This window comes from Bradyrhizobium sp. 61 (assembly GCF_023073075.1).
Lineage (GTDB): Bacteria > Pseudomonadota > Alphaproteobacteria > Rhizobiales > Xanthobacteraceae > Bradyrhizobium > Bradyrhizobium barranii.
Window position 1 is genome coordinate 410,850 of record NZ_JADPIU010000084.1, and the last position, 21,202, is coordinate 432,051.

Annotated in this window: 22 protein-coding genes; 11 read left to right on the top strand and 11 right to left on the bottom strand. The window is 65.0% G+C overall.

The features are described from left to right. From folB to IVB46_RS35360, 4 genes are all read right to left on the bottom strand, one after another. The gene (gene folB, locus IVB46_RS35345; RefSeq protein WP_008553485.1) at window positions 1–369 is read right to left on the bottom strand and encodes a dihydroneopterin aldolase; all 369 of its coding nucleotides are present in this window, start codon (window positions 367–369) and stop codon (window positions 1–3) included. After that, window positions 366–1,226, bottom strand: a complete 861-nt coding sequence (gene folP, locus IVB46_RS35350; protein ID WP_247344603.1) for a dihydropteroate synthase — start codon at window positions 1,224–1,226, stop codon at window positions 366–368. Before folP ends, folB begins: the two co-directional genes overlap by 4 nt. Before the next feature lie 229 nt (window positions 1,227–1,455). Further along, window positions 1,456–1,863 (bottom strand): DUF4332 domain-containing protein, encoded by a 408-nt coding sequence (locus IVB46_RS35355; protein WP_071915663.1) that lies wholly within the window; start codon window positions 1,861–1,863, stop codon window positions 1,456–1,458. A gap of 24 nt (window positions 1,864–1,887) precedes the next feature. Continuing rightward, entirely contained in the window at window positions 1,888–2,253 is a 366-nt protein-coding gene (locus IVB46_RS35360; protein WP_063984593.1) for a hypothetical protein, read from the bottom strand. 348 nt (window positions 2,254–2,601) lie between these two features. Here IVB46_RS35360 and IVB46_RS35365 point away from each other — a divergent pair, with 348 nt between their 5' ends. The 3 genes from IVB46_RS35365 to IVB46_RS35375 all read left to right on the top strand — a co-directional run bounded on the left by IVB46_RS35365 (window position 2,602) and on the right by IVB46_RS35375 (window position 7,268). Continuing rightward, window positions 2,602–4,227 carry a helicase HerA-like domain-containing protein gene (locus IVB46_RS35365; protein ID WP_247308367.1) on the top strand — a complete coding sequence of 542 codons (1,626 nt, stop codon included), beginning with the start codon at window positions 2,602–2,604 and terminating at the stop codon, window positions 4,225–4,227. A gap of 338 nt (window positions 4,228–4,565) precedes the next feature. Continuing rightward, complete coding sequence (locus IVB46_RS35370) at window positions 4,566–5,849, top strand: glycosyltransferase family 87 protein (protein WP_247308369.1); 1,284 nt, start codon at window positions 4,566–4,568, stop codon at window positions 5,847–5,849. A gap of 24 nt (window positions 5,850–5,873) precedes the next feature. Next, window positions 5,874–7,268 carry a M20/M25/M40 family metallo-hydrolase gene (locus tag IVB46_RS35375; RefSeq protein WP_085402705.1) on the top strand — a complete coding sequence of 465 codons (1,395 nt, stop codon included), beginning with the start codon at window positions 5,874–5,876 and terminating at the stop codon, window positions 7,266–7,268. Between the two features lie 329 nt (window positions 7,269–7,597). Here the strand turns inward: IVB46_RS35375 and IVB46_RS35380 are convergent, their stop codons facing one another. Both IVB46_RS35380 and IVB46_RS35385 read right to left on the bottom strand, forming a co-directional pair. Beyond that, window positions 7,598–8,377: a class II aldolase/adducin family protein gene (locus IVB46_RS35380; RefSeq protein ID WP_028153549.1), complete on the bottom strand. Its 780-nt coding sequence runs from the start codon at window positions 8,375–8,377 to the stop codon at window positions 7,598–7,600. 184 nt (window positions 8,378–8,561) lie between these two features. Next, complete coding sequence (locus IVB46_RS35385; RefSeq protein ID WP_247308371.1) at window positions 8,562–10,211, bottom strand: glycosyltransferase family 39 protein; 1,650 nt, start codon at window positions 10,209–10,211, stop codon at window positions 8,562–8,564. A 312-nt stretch (window positions 10,212–10,523) separates the two neighbouring features. On the opposite strand from IVB46_RS35385, the gene IVB46_RS35390 reads away from it, so the two are divergent. Then, window positions 10,524–11,384 carry a DUF308 domain-containing protein gene (locus IVB46_RS35390; protein ID WP_247344607.1) on the top strand — a complete coding sequence of 287 codons (861 nt, stop codon included), beginning with the start codon at window positions 10,524–10,526 and terminating at the stop codon, window positions 11,382–11,384. 158 nt (window positions 11,385–11,542) lie between these two features. Beyond that, window positions 11,543–11,959, top strand: a complete 417-nt coding sequence (locus IVB46_RS35395; protein WP_028159703.1) for a MucR family transcriptional regulator — start codon at window positions 11,543–11,545, stop codon at window positions 11,957–11,959. 5 nt (window positions 11,960–11,964) lie between these two features. Here IVB46_RS35395 and IVB46_RS35400 read toward each other — a convergent pair whose 3' ends face one another. Continuing rightward, window positions 11,965–12,393, bottom strand: a complete 429-nt coding sequence (locus IVB46_RS35400; RefSeq protein ID WP_028149946.1) for a SufE family protein — start codon at window positions 12,391–12,393, stop codon at window positions 11,965–11,967. Window positions 12,394–12,461: 68 nt separating this feature from the next. After that, the gene (locus IVB46_RS35405; protein ID WP_063984586.1) at window positions 12,462–12,887 is read right to left on the bottom strand and encodes a DUF5330 domain-containing protein; all 426 of its coding nucleotides are present in this window, start codon (window positions 12,885–12,887) and stop codon (window positions 12,462–12,464) included. Between the two features lie 409 nt (window positions 12,888–13,296). Here IVB46_RS35405 and IVB46_RS35410 point away from each other — a divergent pair, with 409 nt between their 5' ends. The 3 genes from IVB46_RS35410 to IVB46_RS35420 are packed head-to-tail and all read left to right on the top strand — an operon-like array spanning window position 13,297 to window position 16,279. Continuing rightward, window positions 13,297–15,168 (top strand): PAS domain-containing sensor histidine kinase, encoded by a 1,872-nt coding sequence (locus tag IVB46_RS35410; RefSeq protein WP_247308374.1) that lies wholly within the window; start codon window positions 13,297–13,299, stop codon window positions 15,166–15,168. Further along, window positions 15,161–15,877, top strand: a complete 717-nt coding sequence (locus IVB46_RS35415; protein ID WP_247308376.1) for a peptidoglycan-binding domain-containing protein — start codon at window positions 15,161–15,163, stop codon at window positions 15,875–15,877. Before IVB46_RS35410 ends, IVB46_RS35415 begins: the two co-directional genes overlap by 8 nt. A gap of 57 nt (window positions 15,878–15,934) precedes the next feature. Continuing rightward, entirely contained in the window at window positions 15,935–16,279 is a 345-nt protein-coding gene (locus tag IVB46_RS35420; RefSeq protein ID WP_063986550.1) for a DUF1491 family protein, read from the top strand. Here IVB46_RS35420 and IVB46_RS35425 read toward each other — a convergent pair. Next, complete coding sequence (locus IVB46_RS35425) at window positions 16,276–17,250, bottom strand: DUF2336 domain-containing protein (RefSeq protein WP_247308378.1); 975 nt, start codon at window positions 17,248–17,250, stop codon at window positions 16,276–16,278. The genes IVB46_RS35420 and IVB46_RS35425 overlap by 4 nt on opposite strands. A gap of 255 nt (window positions 17,251–17,505) precedes the next feature. Here IVB46_RS35425 and IVB46_RS35430 point away from each other — a divergent pair, with 255 nt between their 5' ends. Beyond that, window positions 17,506–17,694, top strand: coding sequence for a hypothetical protein (locus IVB46_RS35430; protein WP_014496746.1), 189 nt, complete (start codon window positions 17,506–17,508; stop codon window positions 17,692–17,694). A gap of 15 nt (window positions 17,695–17,709) precedes the next feature. Further along, the gene (locus IVB46_RS35435; protein ID WP_071915653.1) at window positions 17,710–18,471 is read left to right on the top strand and encodes a hypothetical protein; all 762 of its coding nucleotides are present in this window, start codon (window positions 17,710–17,712) and stop codon (window positions 18,469–18,471) included. On the opposite strand, the gene IVB46_RS35440 is transcribed toward IVB46_RS35435, so the two are convergent. Beyond that, window positions 18,468–19,331, bottom strand: coding sequence for a LysR family transcriptional regulator (locus IVB46_RS35440; RefSeq protein WP_247308380.1), 864 nt, complete (start codon window positions 19,329–19,331; stop codon window positions 18,468–18,470). The genes IVB46_RS35435 and IVB46_RS35440 overlap by 4 nt on opposite strands. A 93-nt stretch (window positions 19,332–19,424) precedes the next feature. Between IVB46_RS35440 and IVB46_RS35445 the strand changes: the two genes are divergently transcribed. Further along, entirely contained in the window at window positions 19,425–20,252 is an 828-nt protein-coding gene (locus IVB46_RS35445) for an MBL fold metallo-hydrolase (RefSeq protein ID WP_247344610.1), read from the top strand. On the opposite strand, the gene IVB46_RS35450 is transcribed toward IVB46_RS35445, so the two are convergent. After that, window positions 20,249–21,145: a LysR substrate-binding domain-containing protein gene (locus IVB46_RS35450; RefSeq protein WP_247309099.1), complete on the bottom strand. Its 897-nt coding sequence runs from the start codon at window positions 21,143–21,145 to the stop codon at window positions 20,249–20,251. The two genes, IVB46_RS35445 and IVB46_RS35450, sit on opposite strands and share 4 nt — an antisense overlap. Between the last annotated feature and the right edge of the window lie 57 nt (window positions 21,146–21,202).

The following is a 21,202-nucleotide window of genomic DNA, read 5'->3' on the forward strand; positions in this document are numbered from 1 at the left end:
TCAAGGATGCCGCGAACGCGTCAGCATGATGCCGACGTCGTCGAAGATCGCGGCGATCGGCGCATGCGGCTTGTGCACGGTGATCTTCACGGCGCGGATGCGCGGGAAGTGTGACAGGATGGCATCGGCGACCGCGCCGGCCGCCCGCTCCAGCAGCTTGTAGTTGGTGTTCTTGAACGCCGCCGTCGTGGTCGCCACGACTTCGGCGTAGGACACCGTATCGGCGAGCCGGTCGCTACGCGACGGCTCCGACAAATCGGTATAGAGCTCGAGGTCGATGACAAAGCGCTGGCCGACTTCGGTCTCGTGATCCATCACGCCGTGGCGGGCGTGGATCGACAGGCCGGTGACGAAGATCGTATCGGTCATTGCTTGCTCTCGATTGCGTTCGCGACCCGCAGGGCCTGCAAGGTCTCGGCGACGTCATGGGTCCGGATGATCTTGGCGCCGCGCTGTGCGGCGATCAGATGCGCGGCGATCGAGCCGGCGAGCCGTTCTTTCGGCTCCGAGGGCGATACCGAGGCGATGAAGCGCTTGCGCGAAGCGCCGACCAGGACCGGCAGGCCGAACATGTCGAATTCGCGCAGCCGCGCCAGCGCGGTCATGCTCTGCTCGGCCGTCTTGCCGAAGCCGATGCCGGGATCGAGCACGATTTTTTCGCGCGCAATGCCGGCCTTGGCGGCGATATCGAGCGAGCGCAGGAAGAACGCCTTCATGTCTGCGACGATGTCGATGGCGGAATCGACGGTCTCGCGGTTGTGCATGACGATGACGGGGACGCCGCGCGCGGCGATGAGCTGTGCCATGCCGGTGTCGCGCTGCAGGCCCCAGACGTCGTTGGCGATCGCAGCGCCCTGGTCGAGCGCAAAGGCCACGACTTCAGCCTTCATGCTGTCGATCGACACGGGCACGCCCAGCGCCACCACGCCTGACAACACCGGCTTCAGCCGCGCCAGCTCGTCCGCCGCCGTCACCGGCCGGGCGCCTGTGTAGGGCCGGGTGGACTCGGCACCGATGTCGATGATGTCGACGCCGGCCTCGATCATCGCCCGCGCCCGCGCAAGCGCCAGCTCGGGCGCGATAAACTCGCCGCCGTCGGAGAAGGAATCCGGGGCGACGTTGAGCACGCCCATCACTGCCGGAATCGGCCGCTCCAGCAGCGTCCGCAGCACGTCGGGCCCGGCCGAGCCGGCCGGCGGGACGGATGGGGAGGGCGAGGCATTCATGCGGCCCGCTTTAGCGGTCGGGGAGGGGGGATTCAAGGTGGGAGGTGGCGAATGTCGATGTGTTCGCGGAGCATCGATCGCCTCCACTGTCATTGCCCGCGAAAGCGGGCAATCCAGTATTCCGAGGCCGTGCGGTGATACGGAGGAGCCGCAGCGTACTGGATACCCCGCCTTCGCGGGGTATGACACCGAGAGCTAACGCGGCAGGTCGTATGCCGAGGGAGATGCCCTAATACGTAATCTTCGGCGGCAGCTTCTTCGCCTTGGCGATGATGTCGCCGACCGATTTTTCCGAGGGCAGGATGCGGACGAGCTTCTTCTTCACGTTGGCTTCCCGCATGCTCTGGGCGAGCCGTGCCGGATTCCGATAAGCGAGCTCGCGCACGGTGGTGACGCCGGCGGCGCGGACGAGGCCGACCTTGGCCCGGCCCATCCCGGGAATGCGCATGTAGTCGGAGACGTTGGCCCATTCCAGCAACTGCTGCTCGCTGATGCCGGTCTTGGCGGCGAGCGCCTTGCGACCCTTCACGGTCGAGGCCGCCTCGAGCAGCGCGTCGGTCGTGCGGATTCCTTGCGCCTTCAATTTGTTGGCGGCAAAGGCTGGCAGGCCCTCAATCTCGGAGATCGGATATGTCATGATACTCGATATGAAAAGCGTCGCTCAGGCGAACTGGCTGAGGCCCGGCGTCCCCGCGATGATCTTGCCCATCTGATCCGCTCCGATTTTGTCTCGGCCGTAGCGGAAAAGTTCACGGGCAACGTTCTGAATCTCGGACATGCCAAGTCCCAGGCCCATCAGGCGCGTGCCGACGGCCATCAGGCCGCCGCCCATCAGCCGCGACAGTCCGCCGCCGCTCCTGGACGCTTCTATCGCCGCTTCTGCACCGGGAATCTGATCGATCAGCGCTTCGACGTTCTCGGAAGGACCTTCGCTGCGGAGGAAGCCCAGGATAATGCCGACGGTCTTTTCAGCCACAGCACCATCTATGCTGGCGTTCGACGCCAGCCGCCCGATCAGCTCGTCCATAAGGCCCGCCCCTCAGCCGGTTTGCATGCCCGAGTATTGCTTCCGAAATGATCTTGATCCGGAGCGATGTGAAATACAAGCGATGAACGTACGCAAGGTTCCGATTCACTCTCGAAGGCGCGAAAAGTGTTGCAGCGATGCAAGAGCGGAGATGGATTCAGCGAAAAATTGCCGCGGTGCGAACGCGTCATTCCTACTTTCGGCTGATGTCGGCGGTATGTTTCCGACAATGTCGCATGCTCGGGGCGCGTTGAACGGTTTTAATCCGCACGCGACATGCGTTAAACTACGGAGCAGGTGCATTCGAGTTTCAATAGGCGAAACACGGCAGAGAGATCAGAGAGAAGCATGACCGCACAGGACAGCAAGCTCGGCGACACCGACGACAAGATCTTCGTCGGCAAGGGAGACGAGCAGGCATGGCTGACGCTGGCGCTTGCCAATCGCCACGGCCTCGTCACGGGTGCAACCGGGACCGGTAAGACGGTATCGCTGCAAGTCATGGCGGAAGGATTTGCGCGCGCCGGCGTTCCGGTCTTCGCATCCGACATCAAGGGCGACCTCTCCGGCATCTCCGAGGTCGGCGAGGCCAAGGATTTCATTGTCAAGCGTGCCACCGAGATGGGGCTGACGTTCCAGCCCGACCAGTTCTCGACGGTGTTCTGGGACGTGTTCGGCGAACAGGGCCATCCGGTGCGGGCGACCGTCACGGAGATGGGGCCGCTTCTGCTCGCGCGCATGCTCGACCTGAACGACGTGCAGGAAGGCGTGCTCAACGTCGCCTTCCGCGTCGCCGACGACAACGGGCTGACCCTCATCGACATGAAGGATCTGCGCGCGCTGCTCGATGCCATCGTGCCGGATGCCGGCAAGAAGGGGGCGGACGCCGAGGAAAGCCCGCTTGCCGACATCAAGAAGGAGGCCCAGGGTTTTGGCAACGTCACCAAGGCCACCGTCGGCACCATCCAGCGCCAGCTTCTGGTGCTGGAGAACCAGGGCGGCACCAAATTCTTCGGCGAGCCGGCGCTGACGCTGAAGGACTTCATGAAGACCGACCGCGACGGCCGCGGCATGGTCAACATCCTTGTTGCCGACAAGCTGCTGCAGAGTCCACGGCTTTACGCGACATTCCTGCTGTGGATGCTGTCAGAATTGTTCGAAGAGCTGCCCGAGGCCGGCGACCTGCCGAAGCCGAAGCTGGTGTTCTTCTTCGACGAGGCACATCTGTTGTTCAACGACGCGCCGAAGGCGTTGATGGACAAGATCGAGCAGGTGGTGCGTTTGATCCGATCCAAGGGCGTCGGCGTCTATTTCGTGACGCAAAACCCCGTCGACGTGCCCGACCGCGTGCTCGGGCAATTGGGCAACCGTGTGCAGCATGCGCTGCGTGCCTTCACCCCGCGCGACCAGAAGGCGGTCGCCGCCGCGGCCCAGACCTTCCGGCCCAACCCGAAGCTCGACACCGCCAAGGTGATCATGGAGCTCGGTAAGGGCGAGGCGCTGGTGTCCTTCCTCGAAGGCAACGGCACGCCAACGATGGTCGAGCGTGTCATGATCCGGCCGCCATCGGCCCGCATCGGATCGATCACGCCGGAAGAGCGCAAGGCGATCATGGATGCGAGCCCGGTGAAGGGCAAATACGACACCGCTGTCGATGCCGAATCCGCCTACGAGATGATCCAGAAGCGGATTGCCGGCACGGCTGCGACTGCCGATGCCGGTGCGGCCGATGGCGGTGGCGGCGGCATCCTCGGCCAGATCGGCTCGATGGTCGGCACCATCTTCGGCACCAACGTCAAGCGCGGCCGTCTGTCGACGGGCCAGGTCATTGCGCGCGACATGACGCGATCGGTCACCAACCAGGTTATCGGGGGGATGGCGGCCAATCTCGGCAAATCGGTCGCCGGCCAGCTCGGTGGCTCGATCGGCCGCACCCTGGTGCGAGGCGCGCTCGGCGGGTTGCTGCGAAGGTAGGCAGAGAAGCCGGATTTGAGGCACTAAAGCCTCCACTGCGTCATGGCCGGGCCTTGTCCTGGCCATCCACGCCTTAGTTGCAGCTCGAAGAACGTGGATGCCCGGGCCTCGCCTCGCCGAAGCGGCTTCGGCCGCGCAGGAGGGACAGTCCCGGGCATGACGAGATCTCGCGAGTATTTGGATGCGATTGCCCCGCACGCCGGGCGAGGCCGAACACCATAAATTCAGGTGAGGGGGGTTCTCCAAGCGTCCGTCGGTCTGCTACGTGCTATTTGTTGCCGACGGGACATAATGTGACATCACCGAATCTATCAGACAAACTTGGCCCGCACAGAGCCTTGTCGCTACGTGCGCCGCTCGATCTGCTCTTCCTGATCTGCTGCGTCCTCCTGACCGCCAACGTGCTCGTTCCCGAGATCTTCGGCCACGGCAAGACCAAGGATTATGGGCTGTGGTACTGGGCCGGGCAGCAGGTGCTGCACGGTGGATCGCTCTATCCCGACCAGATCGGCGAGTATTTCGAATTCATCTATCCACCGCTGCCGGCGATCCTGCTGGCGATCCCGAGCTGGTTCGGCAAGATCCCGCTCTATGTCGTGCTGTCGATCCTGAACGTGGTGGCATGGTGGTACACGGGCAACTTCTCCAATGCCATGACGGGATCGGGCCGCAGGCCCGGCCCGTGGCTCGAAGCGCTGCCGGCCATCGTCACCGTGACCTTCGTGTTCGACATGTTCGACCTCGGCCAGCCGAACCTCGTGCTGCTGGCGATAATGCTGTGGGGCTTCTGGTCGTTGCAGCATCAGCGCTCCTGGCTCGCAGGCTTCCTGTTCGCGCTCGCCACCGCCATCAAGGTGTTTCCGATCGCGGTGCTGCCCTATCTGATCTGGCGCAGGAAGTGGGCGGCCACCGTCGCGACGGTCGCTTTCACCGGCATCCTTCTCTATGTCGTGCCTGCACCGATCCGCGGCTTCGAGCGCAACGCGGCCGAGCTCAAGACCTGGTATCAGGGCATGGTCGGCACGAGCTCGGAAAAGGGCTTTGGCCAGCGCGACGAGCAGAACTGGTCGTGGGTCAACCAGTCCCTGATTGCCGTCACGCATCGCCTGGTCCGCCCGATCAACTACAATCAGGAAGATCCCAACAAGCCGCCGCGCACGATGAATGTCATCGATGTCGATTACAAGACGGCGAACTTGATCGTGCTGGCGTTGTCGGCGTTGCTCGGGCTCGGCTTCCTCGCGGTGATGCCGCCGCAAGCGCGGCGAACGGCGCGCTCGGATGCGGAGGAGCTCGGCATCCTGTTCTGCCTGATGACGGTGGCATCGCCGCTGGCGCGGCAATACTACTTCATGTGGCTGTTCTTCCCGATGACGGTGCTGATGCATCGCGCCGCTTTCGACGCGCGACCGAACGTGCGGCTGGGAACCTGGCTCGCGCTGGGCGCTGCCGGCATCCTCATGCTGCTGTCGCTGCCGTGGTTTCCCAATGTCATCCAGGCCTGGGGCAATAACCTTGTCGCGACCGCCATTCTTGCAGGTAGCCTCGCATGGCACATCCGGCATCCGCCGGTTGCGGCTGGCTCCGAGGCGGCGGCGGCGCTAAAACCCGGTACCTCTTGAGACTCACAAGTCAGGAATACGACCATGGCCAATGCGCAGCTTCAATCGGTGCTCGATCACATTGACAAGGATTTCGACAACAGCCTGGAGCGTCTGTTCTCGCTGTTGCGGATCAAGTCGATCTCTGCGGATCCGGCCTTTGCCGCCGACTGCAAGGCTGCGGCCGAGCATCTCGCCAAGGACATCGCGAGCCTCGGTGTCGCCACTGAAGTCCGCCCGACCGCCGGCCATCCCGCCATCGTCGGCAAGACCGGGGCGGGCGGACGGCCGCATGTGATTTTCTACGGCCATTACGACGTGCAGCCGGTCGATCCGCTCGATCTCTGGCACCGTCCGCCGTTCGAGCCTGTCGTCACCGACCATGCCGACGGCCGCAAGATCATCGTCGCGCGCGGCGCCGAGGACGACAAGGGCCAGGTCATGACCTTCGTCGAGGCCTGTCGCGCCTGGAAGAAAGTGACGGGCTCGCTGCCGATCGACATCACCTTCCTGATCGAAGGCGAGGAGGAGGTCGGCTCGAAGAACTTTGTCCCTTTCATCGAGGCCAACAAGGACGAATTCAAAGCGGACTACGTGCTGGTCTGCGACACCGGCATGTGGGACCGCAACACGCCCGCGATCACGACGTCGCTGCGCGGCCTGCTCTATGAAGAGCTGAAGATCACCGCCGCCAATCGCGATCTGCATTCCGGCGTGTTCGGCGGCAGCGCGATGAACCCGATCCGGGTGCTGACGAAAATCCTGGGCGGCCTGTTCGACGACGACAACCGCATCACCATCCCCGGCTTCTATGACGGCGTGAAGGATCTGCCGCCTGATATCCTGGAGCAGTGGAAGAAGCTCAACCTCACGCCGGAGATGTTCCTCAAGCCGATCGGTCTGTCGATCCCCGCCGGCGAGAAGGGCCGGCTGCTGATCGAGCAGGCCTCCTCGCGTCCGACCTGCGACGTCAACGGCATCTGGGGCGGCTATATCGGCGAAGGCTCCAAGACGGTGATCCCGTCGCATGCCTCGGCCAAGGTCTCGTTCCGCCTGGTCGAAGGGCAGGACCCCCAGAAGATCCGCAAGGCTTTTCGCGACTACGTGACGGCGCGTATCCCCGGCGACTGCAAGGTCGAGTTCGGCGATCACTCCGCCGCGCCCGCGGTGGCGCTCGACTGGAACATGAAACCGCTCGCGGCCGCCAGCAAGGCGCTGACCGAGGAGTGGGGCAAGGAGACCGTGCTGATGGGCTCGGGCGCCTCGATCCCGATCGTCGCCGATTTCAAGCGGACGCTTGGGCTCGACTCGCTGCTGGTCGGCTTCGGATTGGACGACGACAACATCCATTCGCCGAACGAGAAATACGACCTCCGCAGTTTCCAGAAGGGCATCCGCTCCTGGGCGCGGATCCTCGCGGCGCTCGCGGACGTGAAATAAGCGCGGCGCCGTGGGGTGGGCAAAGGCGCAAAGCGCCGCGCCCACCATTCGTCCGCGATCGCGATAGAAGAGGTGGGCACGCTTCCGCCTTCGCTCTTCGAGCTACGGCGGACAAGTCGCTTTGCCGACCCTACGAAGACTCTCTCCTCGTCATTGCGAGCGTAGCGAAGCAATCCAGAATCCCTCCACGGGCACAGTCTGGATTGCTTCGTCGCTTCGCTCCTCGCAATGACGGCGCAAATAAAAACGCCGCCCGGAATTGGGCGGCGTTTCATTCCAAAAGGCGTAGAGGTTCGTTGAACGCTACCCTACACCAAATCCGGAAAATCTCAAGACCGGTAGCCCGGAAGCTCGCGGTCGAGCTTGCGCAGCAGCGGCGGCCAGACCAGGTTGGTGGCGCGCAGCTCGGCGCGGTCGCGGTTGGCGAGCAGCTCGGTGTTCTTCTCGATCGCAATCTCCTCGACCGGGTAGACCGGCGTGCCCAGCGCGCGCGTGCGCACCTGCATCGAGCAGGCGCGCTCGAGGTGGTACATGCGCTCGAACGCGGAGGCGACCGAGCGGCCGACCGTCAGCGTGCCGTGGTTACGCAGCAGCATGTGGTTGTGGTCGCCGAGGTCCTTCTGCAGCCGCGGCCGCTCGTCGTGGTCGAGCGCGATGCCCTCATAGTCGTGATAGGCGAGGTCGTGGGTGACGAGCTGGGCGGTCTGGTTCAGCGGCAGCAGCCCTTCCGCGCTGCTCGACACCGCGGTGCCGTCGAGCGTGTGGAGATGCAGCACGCAGATTGCGTCCTCGCGCACCTCGTGGATCGCCGAATGGATGGTGAAGCCGGCCGGGTTGATGCTGTACTCGCTCTCGGAGAGCTGGTTGCCGTGCAGGTCGACCTTGACGAGGCTCGATGCCGTGATCTCGTCGAACATCAGTCCGTAGGGGTTGATGAGGAAGTGATGGTCGGGGCCGGGCACGCGCGCCGAAATGTGGGTGTCGACCAGATCGTCCCAGCCATACAGCGAGACGAGGCGGTAGCAGGCGGCGAGATTGACCCGTTGCTGCCACTCCGCCTCCGTCATGTTCGACGGCACTTCCTTCAGGCGCGCTTCCGCTGGCGACATGGCTTATCTCTCCGAACATCGTTGTTGCGGGGAGGGAGCGTAGTCGCGGGTGAGGCTGGCGGCAAGGCGGTCAAATCGCAGCAGCCACGCGTAGCCCGCATGGAGCCAACGGGTCGGCGCGAAGCGCCGCCCAATGACAGCTCCGCGAAATGCGGGGCCTCACGAAAAGTCCCGGAGAAAATTACTACGGCGCCGGGATCGACAGCAGGCTGGAAATGCTGCGGCCGCGGATGTCGTAGACGCGGGCGAACACCACGTCGTCGCGCTTGATCTCGACCATCACGGGCGCAGTGAGGCCCTTGCAGTAGAACTCGCCGAGCGTCATCGCGAAATCGGCCGCGTTGGAATCCCAGCCGATGGTGAAGTCGGGCCCGAGCGCGACCTGGGCCGGGCGCTGCGGACCGCACACCGCGACCTTCCATTTGCGGTTGCCCGGCGCCACTTCCTGCCGCTCGACGATCTGCTCGCGCAGTTCGTCCGAGGCCTGCTTCAGCGCAAGGCCCCAATAGTCCAGCATGAAGCGGTCGTCGGCGCCGCGCACGGTGCCGGCGATGTGGTTGAAGTGCGTGTATTGATAGGGATGCAGCCGGATCATCTCGGCCAGCGACAGCGCGAGGCCGAAGCAGAAGGTCGCGAGCACGACGGGCTGCCAGGTGCGGTGGTTGGTGCGCAGGCGCTCCATGGCCCAGGCAAAGGCGACGCCGCCGAGCACCGCCATCGGCGGGATCACGAAGACGAAATGGCGGATGCCGTTGTACAGCGCCGGCCGCTTCACCATCGCGATCGCGAGCGGCAGGGTCGCCGCCAGCGTCAGCATCAAGAGGATGGTCTTGCGGCGCGCCGGAACCTCGCGGCGCGGCAGCATGGCGAAGGTACTGACCACGGCGCCGCCCATCAGCACCAGCATCACCTCGGGAAGCTGCAGCGCGAACAGCGTCGGCAGATAGGACCAGGGCATGTCGGGCACGGACACGATCGCGCCGTCGAACATCTCCTTCCAGGGCTTCTCGAAGAAATGCGAGAAATAGGTCAGGGCCTCGAAGGGATTGCCGGGCTCCATGATAGACCACGGCCAGATCAGGCCCATCACGAGGTAGCCGAACACGAGGCCGGGCAGCAGCACGTAGACGACATGGGCGAAGCGGCGGGCTGCTTCGCGGACGCCTTCGGTGCGCAGTTCCTCCAGGAACAACGGCATGAAGCCGATCATAGCGTAGACCAGTGCGAGGCCGCCGAGGACGCGGCAGCCGAGCGAGAGGCCGGCACCCAGGCCGACGATCAGGATCGTGCGCGGCGACGGCTGCGGATATTCCTCGGCGAGGCGCACGAGGCCGAGCATCAGGATGATCATGGCCACCGCGAAGGGCGCATCCTTCGGGTTCATGAACATGTGGCCGTAGAAGATCGGGCAGAGCGCGAGCAGCAGGAGCGCGGCAAGGCCGGCAAGGGGCCCGCCGATGCGACGGCCGAGCCGCCACGTCACCGCAAGCCCGATCACGCCGACCATGGCGCCGAGCAGGCGTCGCGTCTCGAACAGCTCGAGCGGAATGACCTTGTGCAGGAGAGCCGCGACCATGTCGAAGCCGCCGCCATACATGTAGAGATTCGCGAAGGAGAGCGCCGCGGTGTCCCTGAAGCCGGAACCGAACATGCGCAGCAGCAGGTCGGCATATTCAGCGTGGGTGTAATCGTCCCAGCCGAGCCCGTAGTCGCGGAAGGTCAAGCCTGCAATGACGGCGACCGCAGCCAGCACCAGCATGGCGAGATCGTCGCAAGTCCGTTCAACCGAGCGCCGCAGAGGCGTGTCGATCGCCGAAGTCGTGATGGATGTCATGGCTATTGGTGACCCGGAATCCCCTCTTGGCCCTGCTGGTGCCCGCGGGCCACTTCCCCGGAATCCCTATAGCGCAGTTCCATTACCAAGTAATTGGGCATTATGGCTAAAATCCTGATGCGACGCAGCAAATCCAGACAGTTGAGAGCAGCTTAGAAGTAGCGGGCCGTAGCTGAAGGGAATGTGAATAAGTCCCTGATATCCTTCCCTTTAGGAACGCAGGCTCTAATTCGCCGTTGGCGTGGAACACCGTATGACGGTATCGTGGCGTAACGGGTGTCGCGCACGGCTGCGCGACCAGGGGTGAGTTCGATGAGCTTGGCATTGTTGATTGTGGGGATTTTCGCCGTCCTGGCGGGCCTCCTTACGATCCTGTTCGGCTTCACCGTTAGGGAGGCCAGCCTCGGCAGCACCCTCATAATCTCCGGCACCATTGGCGTCTGCTCCGGAATGTTACTGGCCGGCCTCTACGTCGTGGTCGTGGAACTGAAGGGCATCGCCCGCCGGCTGGCCGGATCGGCCGTGCCGGCCGAGGTTCGGGTCAGGCCCGTGCTGCCGGGCCTCGCGGTGCCTGGCGCGCCAGTGTCCGAGCCGTTCCCGGCATCGGCGACGAAAACCGAGCCACCACCGGCCGCGGGTCTGCCGCCGTGGCAGAGCGAGGCCGCCGCGCGCGAGCGTCCGCGCGCCGAACCGCCGCCGGAGCCGGAAGCTCCGACACCGCCTGCGGCTCCGGAAGCGCCGCGCCGCCGCAACCTGTTGTTCGCCTCGTCCTCCCGCAAGGAGCGCGAGCGCGCGGAGGCGAAGGCGACAGAGAGCTTGCCGCCGCAGCCTCATGACGAGCCCACGGAACCGGCCGCCCCGGAGAGTCAGCCGGCGGGCTTCGACGATGCCTGGCCGAGGCCGGACCGTATGCGGCCACCGGAACCGCCGGCCGCCGGGCGTCGCCCGCCGCCGCGCTCGCCGTCGATCTTTACCGAGCCCGGCCCGCCGCCGCCTCCCCCCGAACCGACGCCGGTCGAGCAGGCGCCCGTGACCGTGCTCAAATCGGGTATCGTCGACGGCATGGCCTATTCGCTCTATTCCGATGGCTCGATCGAAGCGCAGATGCCGGAAGGCATGATGCGCTTCGCCTCGATCGACGAACTGCGCGCCCATCTCGACCAGCGGTCCTGAGGCCGCCGCGTCCAAGTAGAGCGCCATCGTTCTTGTCACTTCGTCAGTAATCAGCTCATATTCGTCAGTCGTCTTATTTCGGCCGAATGTATTGTTGACACGGAATACTTAGGCGTCGTCTCTCCGGCGAGACGCAAGGTCAGGGAAAGGTCGGGCCCATGTCGGATAACGGGGCTAAGAATTTCATCGAGCTGACGGCCAGCATCGTGTCCGCCTATGTCGGCAACAATCCGACGCCGGCGGCCGATATCCCGAACCTGATCAGCCAGGTGCATGGCGCCCTGGTGCGCGTCTCGTCAGGCCGCGCCGAGACCGCGCCGCTCGAGCCGGCCAAGCCGGCGGTGTCGCTGAAGAAGTCGATCGCGCCGGACTATCTGGTCTGTCTGGAAGACGGCAAGCGCTTCAAGTCGCTGAAGCGCCATCTGCGCACCCAGTACAACATGACGCCGGAGCAATATCGCGAGAAATGGGGCCTGCCGGCCGACTATCCCATGGTCGCGCCGAACTACGCGGTGGCGCGCTCGCAACTGGCAAAGCAGATGGGACTGGGACAGCAGCAGCGGAAGCGGAAGTAGTCGCTTCAGGTGGCTTCCGCGAGCGCCTCTTTCGCGTCGGTCTTGATGCGCTCGACCATCGAGCGCAGGCCGTTGGAGCGCTGCGGCGTCAGATGATCGCGAAAGCCGAATTCGTTGAACACCGCGATCGCGTCGGTCGCAAGGATCTGCTGCGGCGTGCGGCCGGAGTAAAGCGAGAGCACGATCGCGACCAGCCCGCGCACGATGTGGGCGTCACTGTCGCCGCGATATTTCAGGATCGGGGCGCCGCCATCGCGATCGACCAGCTTCTGGAGCCAGACCTGGCTGACGCAGCCATTCACCTTGTTCTCGGCCGAATGCTCGGATTCGGGCATCGGTTCCAGGGTGCGGCCGAGCTCGATGACGTACCGGTAGCGGTCGTCCCACTCGTCCAGAAGCTCGAAATTGTCCCTGATTTCGTCGATCGTCGTCATGCTGGCCCAATGTTCCCGTTCAGGCCAATATAAGGATGCGAAGACGCGAAATCGATAGGGTTTGGGCGCTAATTCGCCGGCGCCGCCGCAGGGCCGCGCCATTCCAGCGCGAGGTCGTCCTGGCTCAGGGTGTCGCGCGGCGCCTCGCCCGAGGCGGCATCGCCTTCGCCGGCCAGCGCGATCGAGCCGGTATGATCGGGCGCCTTCTTGTCGGTCTTCTCGAGCTGCTCTTTCTTGTCGTTGATGATCTGGTAGATTTTCTTCGCGCCGTCCTGTGCGCGCTGGCCGATGATCGTCGCGGCCTGGCCGCCGACCTCGCAGGCCGCCGGCTGGCGCTTGCAGAACTGGGTCACGTCGGAGACGGCCGCGGTCGCAGCCTGCACCGCATCGGCGGCGCCGATCTGCGGCAGCTTCTCCGATTCGGGCGTCTTGTCCCGCGGCAGGAGCACCAGCACCAGCCCGAGCCAGAATGTGATGCGGAGCAGAAAGCGCATCTTATCGACCTGTATGTTAGATCCCGCCGCGGCGATGCCCGCGAGGCGCCGGACCTAGCAACTCTCGATAAATCGCAAGTGATTGCCTTCCGCTTAATTCGCGGAAAATCTGCGCAAGAATCTTCCCGAACAGCCACGTCGTAAATTTTCGATTGACGCCGGAGCCCCGTGATTCCGGTGGCGCCGCTTGTCCACCAATTCGAAACCATGCGGGGACTGGTGAAACCCTGTGTTCACCATCCCCGATGATGACGTGGTCAAATCGCCTAAAAATCTCCGCGATGACACAGTGTCCGGCGGCGGGCCGCATTGCCTTAGCACTCGTTTAAGGTCGCTCTGACACGGTGGCTCAACGATAAGGAGGCGTTCCGGCACGTCTTCTCGACGAGTGGGCCGAAGCGCGAGACCCGTGACAGTTTTGAGTATCATCCGCGATTGTCTCGATGCACTGCTGCATCCCTCCGCGCGTTACGACGCGCTGACGCGAGCGCGCCATCGTGCCTTCATGGCGCCGCGGCTGCTCGGCAGCCTGGCCGCGTTTGCCGCATTCCCGGTTTATCTCGCCACGCGAGGCGCGCCGAGCGCGATCGAGGTCGCCGCCTTCGCGTGGCTGATCGCCCCCATTCTCCTGTCATGGTTCCTGTCGCGCACCGGCCGCTATGAAGGCGCCCATGTGCTGTCGTCGCTGGCGCTCGCCGGCCTGATCATGGCGGTTGCCGGCACCACCGGCGGCATCGAATCATTCGCCGCGATCTGGCTGGTCGTGGTTCCCCTGGAAGCTGCGTTGTCGGCCTCGCGCCGCGTCGCGGCCTTCGCCTCCCTGCTTGCGCTCTCCTGCGCCGGCGTCCTGATTCTTGCCGGCCAGCTCGGCTGGCTGCCGGCTGGAGACGCCAGCGCCGCACAACGCGGCGTGCTGATGGCGTTCGGCGTCGCCTCGGCGACGCTCTATGCCGCGGGCCTCGCCTTCGGTGCGGAATCGCTCGCGCGCACCAGCGTTGCGCTGCTGTTGCGCGAGGAAGAGCGCTATCGCCTGCTGGCGCGCAATATGAGCGACGTCATCTCGCGGCATCGGCGCAACGGCGCTGTGCAATTCATCTCGCCGGCGGTGGAAGCCATGCTCGGCATGCCCGTCGCGCAGCTGCTCGGCCACGGCCTGTTCGACCGCGTCCATGTCGCCGATCGTCCGGCCTATCTCACCGCGCTCTCCGATGCCGCGCGCGGCGACGTGCGTAGCGTCGAGTTCCGGTTGCGGCGGGAGCCGGCCGGATCGGAGCGTGGCCAGGTCGATTTCATCTGGGTCGAGATGCGCTGCCGGCCGCTCGACCAGGATATCGGCCGCCAGGATATTGACAGCGATGCCACGCGCGAGGCGGAAGTCGTCGGCGTGATGCGCGACGTCACCGATCGCAAGCTCGCGGAGCAGGCGCTCGATCAGGCGCGCAGCGCCGCGGAAGCGGCCGATGCCGCCAAGACCCGTTTCCTCGCCACCATGAGCCACGAGCTGCGCACGCCGCTCAACGCCATCATCGGCTTCTCCGAGATGATCGCGCAGGAGCAGACCCTGATGCTGGGTGCGGCCCAGCGCAAGGAATATGCCCAGCTCATCAACGATTCCGGCCAGCATCTGCTGTCGGTCGTCAACGGCATCCTCGACATGTCCAAGATGGAATCGGGCAATTTCGAGATTGCGTCGGAACCGTTCACGCCGCGCGCCTCTCTGATGCATTGCTGCAATCTGCTGGCGCTGAAGGCGCGGGAGAACGGCATCGACCTCATCACCGATGCGCCGCAGGACCTGCCCGTCATGACTGGCGATCCGCGTGCCTTCAAGCAGATCGTGCTCAATCTCGTCGCCAACGCCATCAAGTTCACCGAGCGCGGCGGTCAGGTCACCGTATCGGCCGCGGTGTCCGGATCGCAGCTCGCGCTGCGCATCAGCGACACCGGTGTCGGCATTGCGGCGGATGATCTCAAGCGCATCGGCGCGCCGTTCTTCCAGGCCGGAAAGACCTATCAGCGCCGACACGAAGGCACGGGTCTCGGGCTTTCGATCGTGAAGAGTCTGGTGGCGTTGCATCTCGGCGAATTGACTGTACAAAGCAGGCTCGGCGAGGGCACCTCCGTCACCGTCAGATTGCCGCTCGTCTACACGCCGCCGCAGGCCAAGACGTCCGATAGAATGGCGGCCGAGAGCAAGATCGCGACGCTGACACCGGTGCCGCGCCAGGAGCTTCAGGACCAATCTCACGACCAACCAGCTCTGGTGAAGAAAAGTGCCTAAGAAGTCTGCCAAGGACGAAGCCGCTCCGCGCCGCCGTGGCGCCAAGGCCGCGGTCATCGATGTCGAGACCGAGCGCAATCTTGCGATGCGCATCCTGCTGCACAGTCCCAAGGATACGCTGGCCGGTCTCGTCGCCGTCGCCGCAGTCAGTGCGATCGTTGCCAACGCGCTGTTCCTTCAGACCGGCCGGCATCCGGCGCCGATGTTCGGCACCGTGATCAATCTTCCCGCGCCGTCGTCCGTGCCGCTGTCGAACCCCTTGCCGCGTCCGCGCCCCGTCGGCGCCGATACCTCGCCGCTGGAGCCGAGAGCGACGGAATTCCGCGCCGAGCCCAAGCCTGTCGAGCGCGCCGCCGAGAAGGCCCCCGAGAAGCCGGTCGAGGCGACGGCATCGATGCCGCGTGCGGGCGATCCGATGACCAATCTGGTCAAGCAAACGACGTCGGCGCCGCCGCAATCCGTCGCCATCGCGCGTCCGCCGGCGCCGATTCCCGTGCAGCAGAGTCCGGCCGCGCGGCGTATCGCCGGCGTGCAGCGCGCGCTGTCCGAATACGGCTATGGCAATTTGAAGATCACGGGCACGATGGGCGCAGAGACGCAGTCGGCGATCCAGAAATTCGAGCGCGAGCACAAGATGCAGGTGACGGGTCAGGTCTCCGACCGCCTGCTGCGCGAGCTCGGAGCCGCGATCGGCCACCCCGTCGAATAAGCGTCATTGTTGTGCGAAGGCTGGTGCTGATTGCAGCACTGGCCTATCGTGCTCTTCATGCGTTTGAAATCAAACATTTGGGTTTCCGCCTACCTGCGCCGGTGCCAGACCGAAGGCGTGTTCGGGGCGGTGCGTCGTCGCGGTGCCGAGGAGGCGGGCGCGGTATTCGTGAAGGTGTCGCTGCTCGACGGCAACGCGATGCTGTACGTACCGGCGCCGCAGACCGTCTATGACGACGGCCGGCCGGTCGATCGCTTCTTCGTGCCACTTGCCGCGCAGCCGATGCCTGAGCCAGCGGTCGAGGAGCGCCTCACCAAGGAAATCCGCTTCGATCCGGACGCCTGGATCGTCGAGACCGAGGACCGCAAAGGCCGTCACTTCCTCGAATTGGCGAAGACCTAGCGGTCCGATCCGTCGGTGCCCGTCCGCACCGCAGGCGCCGAGCCCGGCTGCACGCCCGGCCGGGTCTGGCTGGCGCCCGCACGCGCGCGCTGGCGTTCGCTGTCATGCAGCGACGACTGGTATTTTGCGCGCGTGACCGCGAGCGTCGAGCCGCGCCAGGCTGCCAGCATCACCAGCGCGGAGCGGTCGCTGAGCCGGTCGTAGAGCCGCGACAACCGGTACACCGCATCGACCGACGTGCCGATCTCCGGCTTGAAGAACAGGAGGATGCGCTGGAAGTTCGGGCTCGGCATGTCGAGCGCGCGCGCGGCGACCGCGAGCGCTTCGCCGCCGGCATCGTCGACGATCTGCGCTGCGACGCGCGAGGGCAGGATCAGGCTGTCGCCAAGCTCGTAGGTGAAATTCTCGACATCGTTGGCGATTGCCGCCATCTCCAGGATCTGGATCGCACGCTTGGCGCGGACGGTCGGAATCCGCGGCGCGGCCTTCAGCGGGGTCTGCCCCAGATTGTGCAGGACCAGCGCGCGCTGGGTCGCATCGGCGCGGAAGAACATGTCGTGGATCTCGGCCGCTTCCTTCGGCTGCATCGCCATGTTGGCGGCCATGCGCAACTCGGCGTCGGTCGGCGTGCGAGCAGGCGAAGCCGCCTGCGGGGAGCTGCGAATTTCGCGTGCGAGCGGAACCCTGCGGCCTTCCTGGGTCGCAACCAGCCCGAGTTTCTGCAGAACCGGGACGGGCGTCTGCGAATAGATCGCAAGCTTCGCCTTGACGGCCGCGCGCGTCGCATCGTCGACCTGGTCGATCAGCCGCGTTGCAAGCTCGATGAACTGGCGCTGCTCGTCGTCGCTGTGGGTGGGCGCCTGGACATAGAGGTCCGTCAGCACGCGCAGCAGCGTCGGGCGAACATCAACGCCTTCGCGACGGGAGAGGCTCATCAGCCCGTCGAATCCGGGAAACAGCGACTTGGTCATGGAGAGATACGCGACCTGGAAAAGATACTCGTCCGCGAGCCTAACGCAGGTTCCTTTAAAGGCTCGTTAAGGAAAACGAGGCGTGAAGTCGACCCCATCATTTCAGGTGTTGTCGTCCCGCAACGGGACGCGGGAGGCCGCCCGTGAAGTTACGGTCCGGATGGCGCGTTTACACCCCGTTAACCATGAACTGATCTTAATGAACGCACGTTGCACCAGCGCGCTCGGTCGCGCGGCAATTGATAGAGAGCTGATATGGGGACCATTATCGAATTTCCGGCCGGTCGCCGGGCAGGCTCGTCGGGGGATGCCACGCCGCGTACGGAAACGGGAACGATTCTGATCCTCCCCGTGATCCGCATCGAGCGCCAGACGGAAGAAACCAGCGGCGATCGCGGGCCGGAGCAGGGCACAGCGCCGGGGCGCCGTCGTCGTCGCCGCTAGCATCCGGCTTTTGCAATGCCGGATGCCATCCGCCAGATCCGGCCTGTCGTAACGGCCGTCCTGCTCGCACTCGTTGGCGGGACGCTCGGCGCGTGTAGCGGCGGCGATTTCGGCCGCACCCGCGCTGACATGCGCAGCGACGACATGCATCGCTGGCTCGGGGCCGAGGCCACCGGCAGCGTTGGCCTGAAGTCGTCCCAATTCCAGCTCACCGACGCGGAGCGCCAGCTTCGCGATCTTGCCTATCCCATGATCGAGCCGCCGCTGTCGCGGCCCGCCTGGAAGAGCGTATTCGGCGACTACAAGGCGCTGCCGTCGCCCTGGCAGCAGAAGGTCGTGTTCGACCGCACTATGTATGGGCGCACGCTGATCGACGAGCCGCATCGCTCGCATTCCTCGCGCTATGCGCAGCTGATCGAGGACGTGCGCAACGACATCACCCGTTTCGAGCCGTTCTTCGGCTCCGCGATCCGCGTCATCGATCTCGACAGGAAGCGCGATGCGACCATGGCGCGCGTCTCCGAGCTCTCGCCAAGGGAGAGGGAGGATGCGGTCGCGCGCATGCGGGAAAACTCGCTGATCATCCAGTGGGTGCAGCTGTGCCTCGAGCAGCGCGTCTCGTCCTATCGCTGGGCGCTGGAGCGTCTGGTGATCCAGGCGCCCGACGGCATGGCCGCCGATGCCGACCGCCTGATCGGCGAACTCGCAGCCCAGACCGCCAATCCGCCGGTTGCGGCCCAGCCGCCCTATGGCCGCGCAGTCATCTCGAAGGGCTAGGACTTCCTGCGCTTGTTACGCCGTGGGCCGGCCGGATCCGGCTTGCGCCGCTGCTTCTGAAGTTTCCCGACAAAATCCTTCAGCGCGTCCGCCAGCGGCACTGATGCGCGGTAGGCCAGTCCGACCTCGCGTTTGACCCTGACCTCGATCTCGCGCACCGCGACGTCGGGGTTGCCGCGCGCCACGCCTTCCGGAACGATGGCGATGCCGACGCCGGCCGCGACCAGCGCCATCGCCCAATCCTCCGATTGCGCGATCGCCGCGGTCTGCCTTCGTTGTGAGCTCCGACCGAAGAATTCGCTTTGCTCGCAATGGCAGCGGTCGATCAGAGGGACGCCGGCGAGATCGGCGGTCCGCAGCTTCTCCTTCAGCGTCAGCGGATGCGAGGGCGGAAGTGCGGCGACATAGCGCTCGCTCCACAGCGCGACGAAATGCTCGTCGGCGCGGAGCATGCTCTTCGAAATGATGCGCGCATCGGCGCGCTCGTCGCTGCCGACGAGGCGGAGCGCGATGTCGGTGCGCGCCGTCAGCGGCTTCAGCAGCGCGATCGTTCGGGGGATGTCGAGCGTGCGCATCAGTCCGAGCGTGACGGTGGTCTTCGTATTCGGCTTCCTGAAGAGGCTGCGCGCGGCGTCCGCCTCGTCGATGATGCGGCGGGCCAGCGCATGAAACTGCTCGGCTGAGGCGGTCGGTGCGACGCCCTTCTTGTGCCGGATGAACAGCGTGGTGCCGAGCTCGGCCTCCAGATGGGTGATCGCGGTCGAGATCGACGGCTGCGACACGAAGCATGCGCGCGCCGCCGCGGTCAGATTGCGCTCGCGGTACACGGCGGCGAAGTAGCGAAGCTCGCGGATGTCCATAGGATAAGCCTAGAGATAGTATCAATATTCAATATTTTACCTATAGATCGCCCGGTGGCAAGAACGCCCTGCTCACAACAGCAGGAACGCGCCATGAAAATCCACCACCTCAACACCGGCACGATGTGCCCCATGGGCCGCCGCCTGGTGAACGGCACTGGCGGCCTGTTCCAGCGCGCCCGCCTGGTCTGCCACTGCCTGCTGGTCGAGACGAGGGACGGACTCGCTCTGGTCGACACCGGCATCGGTCTCGGCGATATCGCAACGCCCGATCGGCTGGGTGGCCGATGGCTGCGCCAGACCGCGCCAAGGCTGGACCCGGCGGAGACGGCGGTCGAGCAGGTGAAGGCGCTCGGCTACTCACCCGGCGATGTGCGCCACGTGCTGCTGACGCATCTCGACCGCGACCACGCCGGCGGCGTGCCGGACTTTCCCCATGCCGCGATCCACGTCCACCGCGCCGAATACGACATGGCGGTGCTACGCAAGCCCGCGCCGCCCGAAGGGCGCTATGTCACGGGGCAGTGGAGCCATGGGCCCGGATGGACATTCTATGGCGAGGCCGGTGAGGACTGGTTCGGCTTCAAGGGCGTGCGCGCGCTCGGCGACAAGGAAGCCGACATCCTGATGATCCCGCTCGCCGGTCACACGCTCGGCCATTGCGGCATCGCGGTGCGATCAGGTGACAAATGGCTGCTGCATGCCGGCGACAGCTATTTCCACCACGCCCAGCTCGACCCGTCGCCGCGCGTGCCGCTGATGCTGGGTTATTTCCAGCGCCGCGGCGACATGGATCGCAAGATGCGGATCGCCAACCAGGCGCGGCTGCGCGCGCTGAAGCTGAACCACGGCGATCGCGTGAGCATCGTCAACAGCCACGATCCCGTAGCCTATGAAAGCTGCCGCTGCGGTGCGCATTAGGGTGTCGAAGCCAGGCCGCCGGCCGCAAGCTCACGCGTGATCCAGTCGGCGAACACCCGGATCGGCCGACGCTGCCGGCTTGCGCGTGGAAAAACGAGATGGTGGCCGACATACCGGATGTCGACGGAACGTCCGGCCAGAGGCGCAACCAACCGCTTTGTCGCGATTTCCCGTTCGGCAAGCCGCGTTGATTCCAGCGTCACGCCGAGGCCGCTTGAGGCCATCGCGATCGCCAGGAAGCTGCGATCGAAGCGCATGCCATGAATGGCCGGCGCTTCGAGGCCGTTGGCCGTGAACCATTGATGCCATTGCACCTGCTTCACGTCCGAGCGGATCAACACCTGGTCGAGCAGGTCCTTCGGTTTGCGAATTTTTTTCGCGAGTTCCGGCGTGCATAAGGGCGTTACGGTCTCTTCGCCCAACGGAATGACCTCGACGCCCTCCGCCCTCGGCTGGCCGTACACGATGTCGATGTCGAAATCGTCGTTGCTGAACCGGGCATATTCCGTGTTGGCGGCGAGTCGGACCTCGAGCTTCGGCTCGGCGGCCATGAAGCGGGCGAGGCGCGGGGCGAGCCACTGGGCCGCAAAGCTCGGGGCGCAGTGCACCCTCAGCAATTGCGGTCCGCGGCCCGCGACCTCTTCGATGCCCCGGCGCAGATTGTCGAACGCCGCGCCGGCGTGACGCATCAGGTTCTCGCCCGCCGTTGTCAGGCGGACCGCGCGGGCGCTGCGCTCGAACAAGGTGGTGCTCATCGCGCTTTCGAGCTTGCGAATGGCGTGGCTCACCGCGCTCGGGGTGAGATGAAGCTCGTTCGCCGCATCCCGGAACGAGCCGGTGCGTGCGGCCGCCTCGAAGGCGCGGATGGACGACATCGGGATACTGGACAGCAGCATCCGACAAGTGAACCAAATTCACCCATGCAAGACAACAGCGCGTTTGTGGGAAAT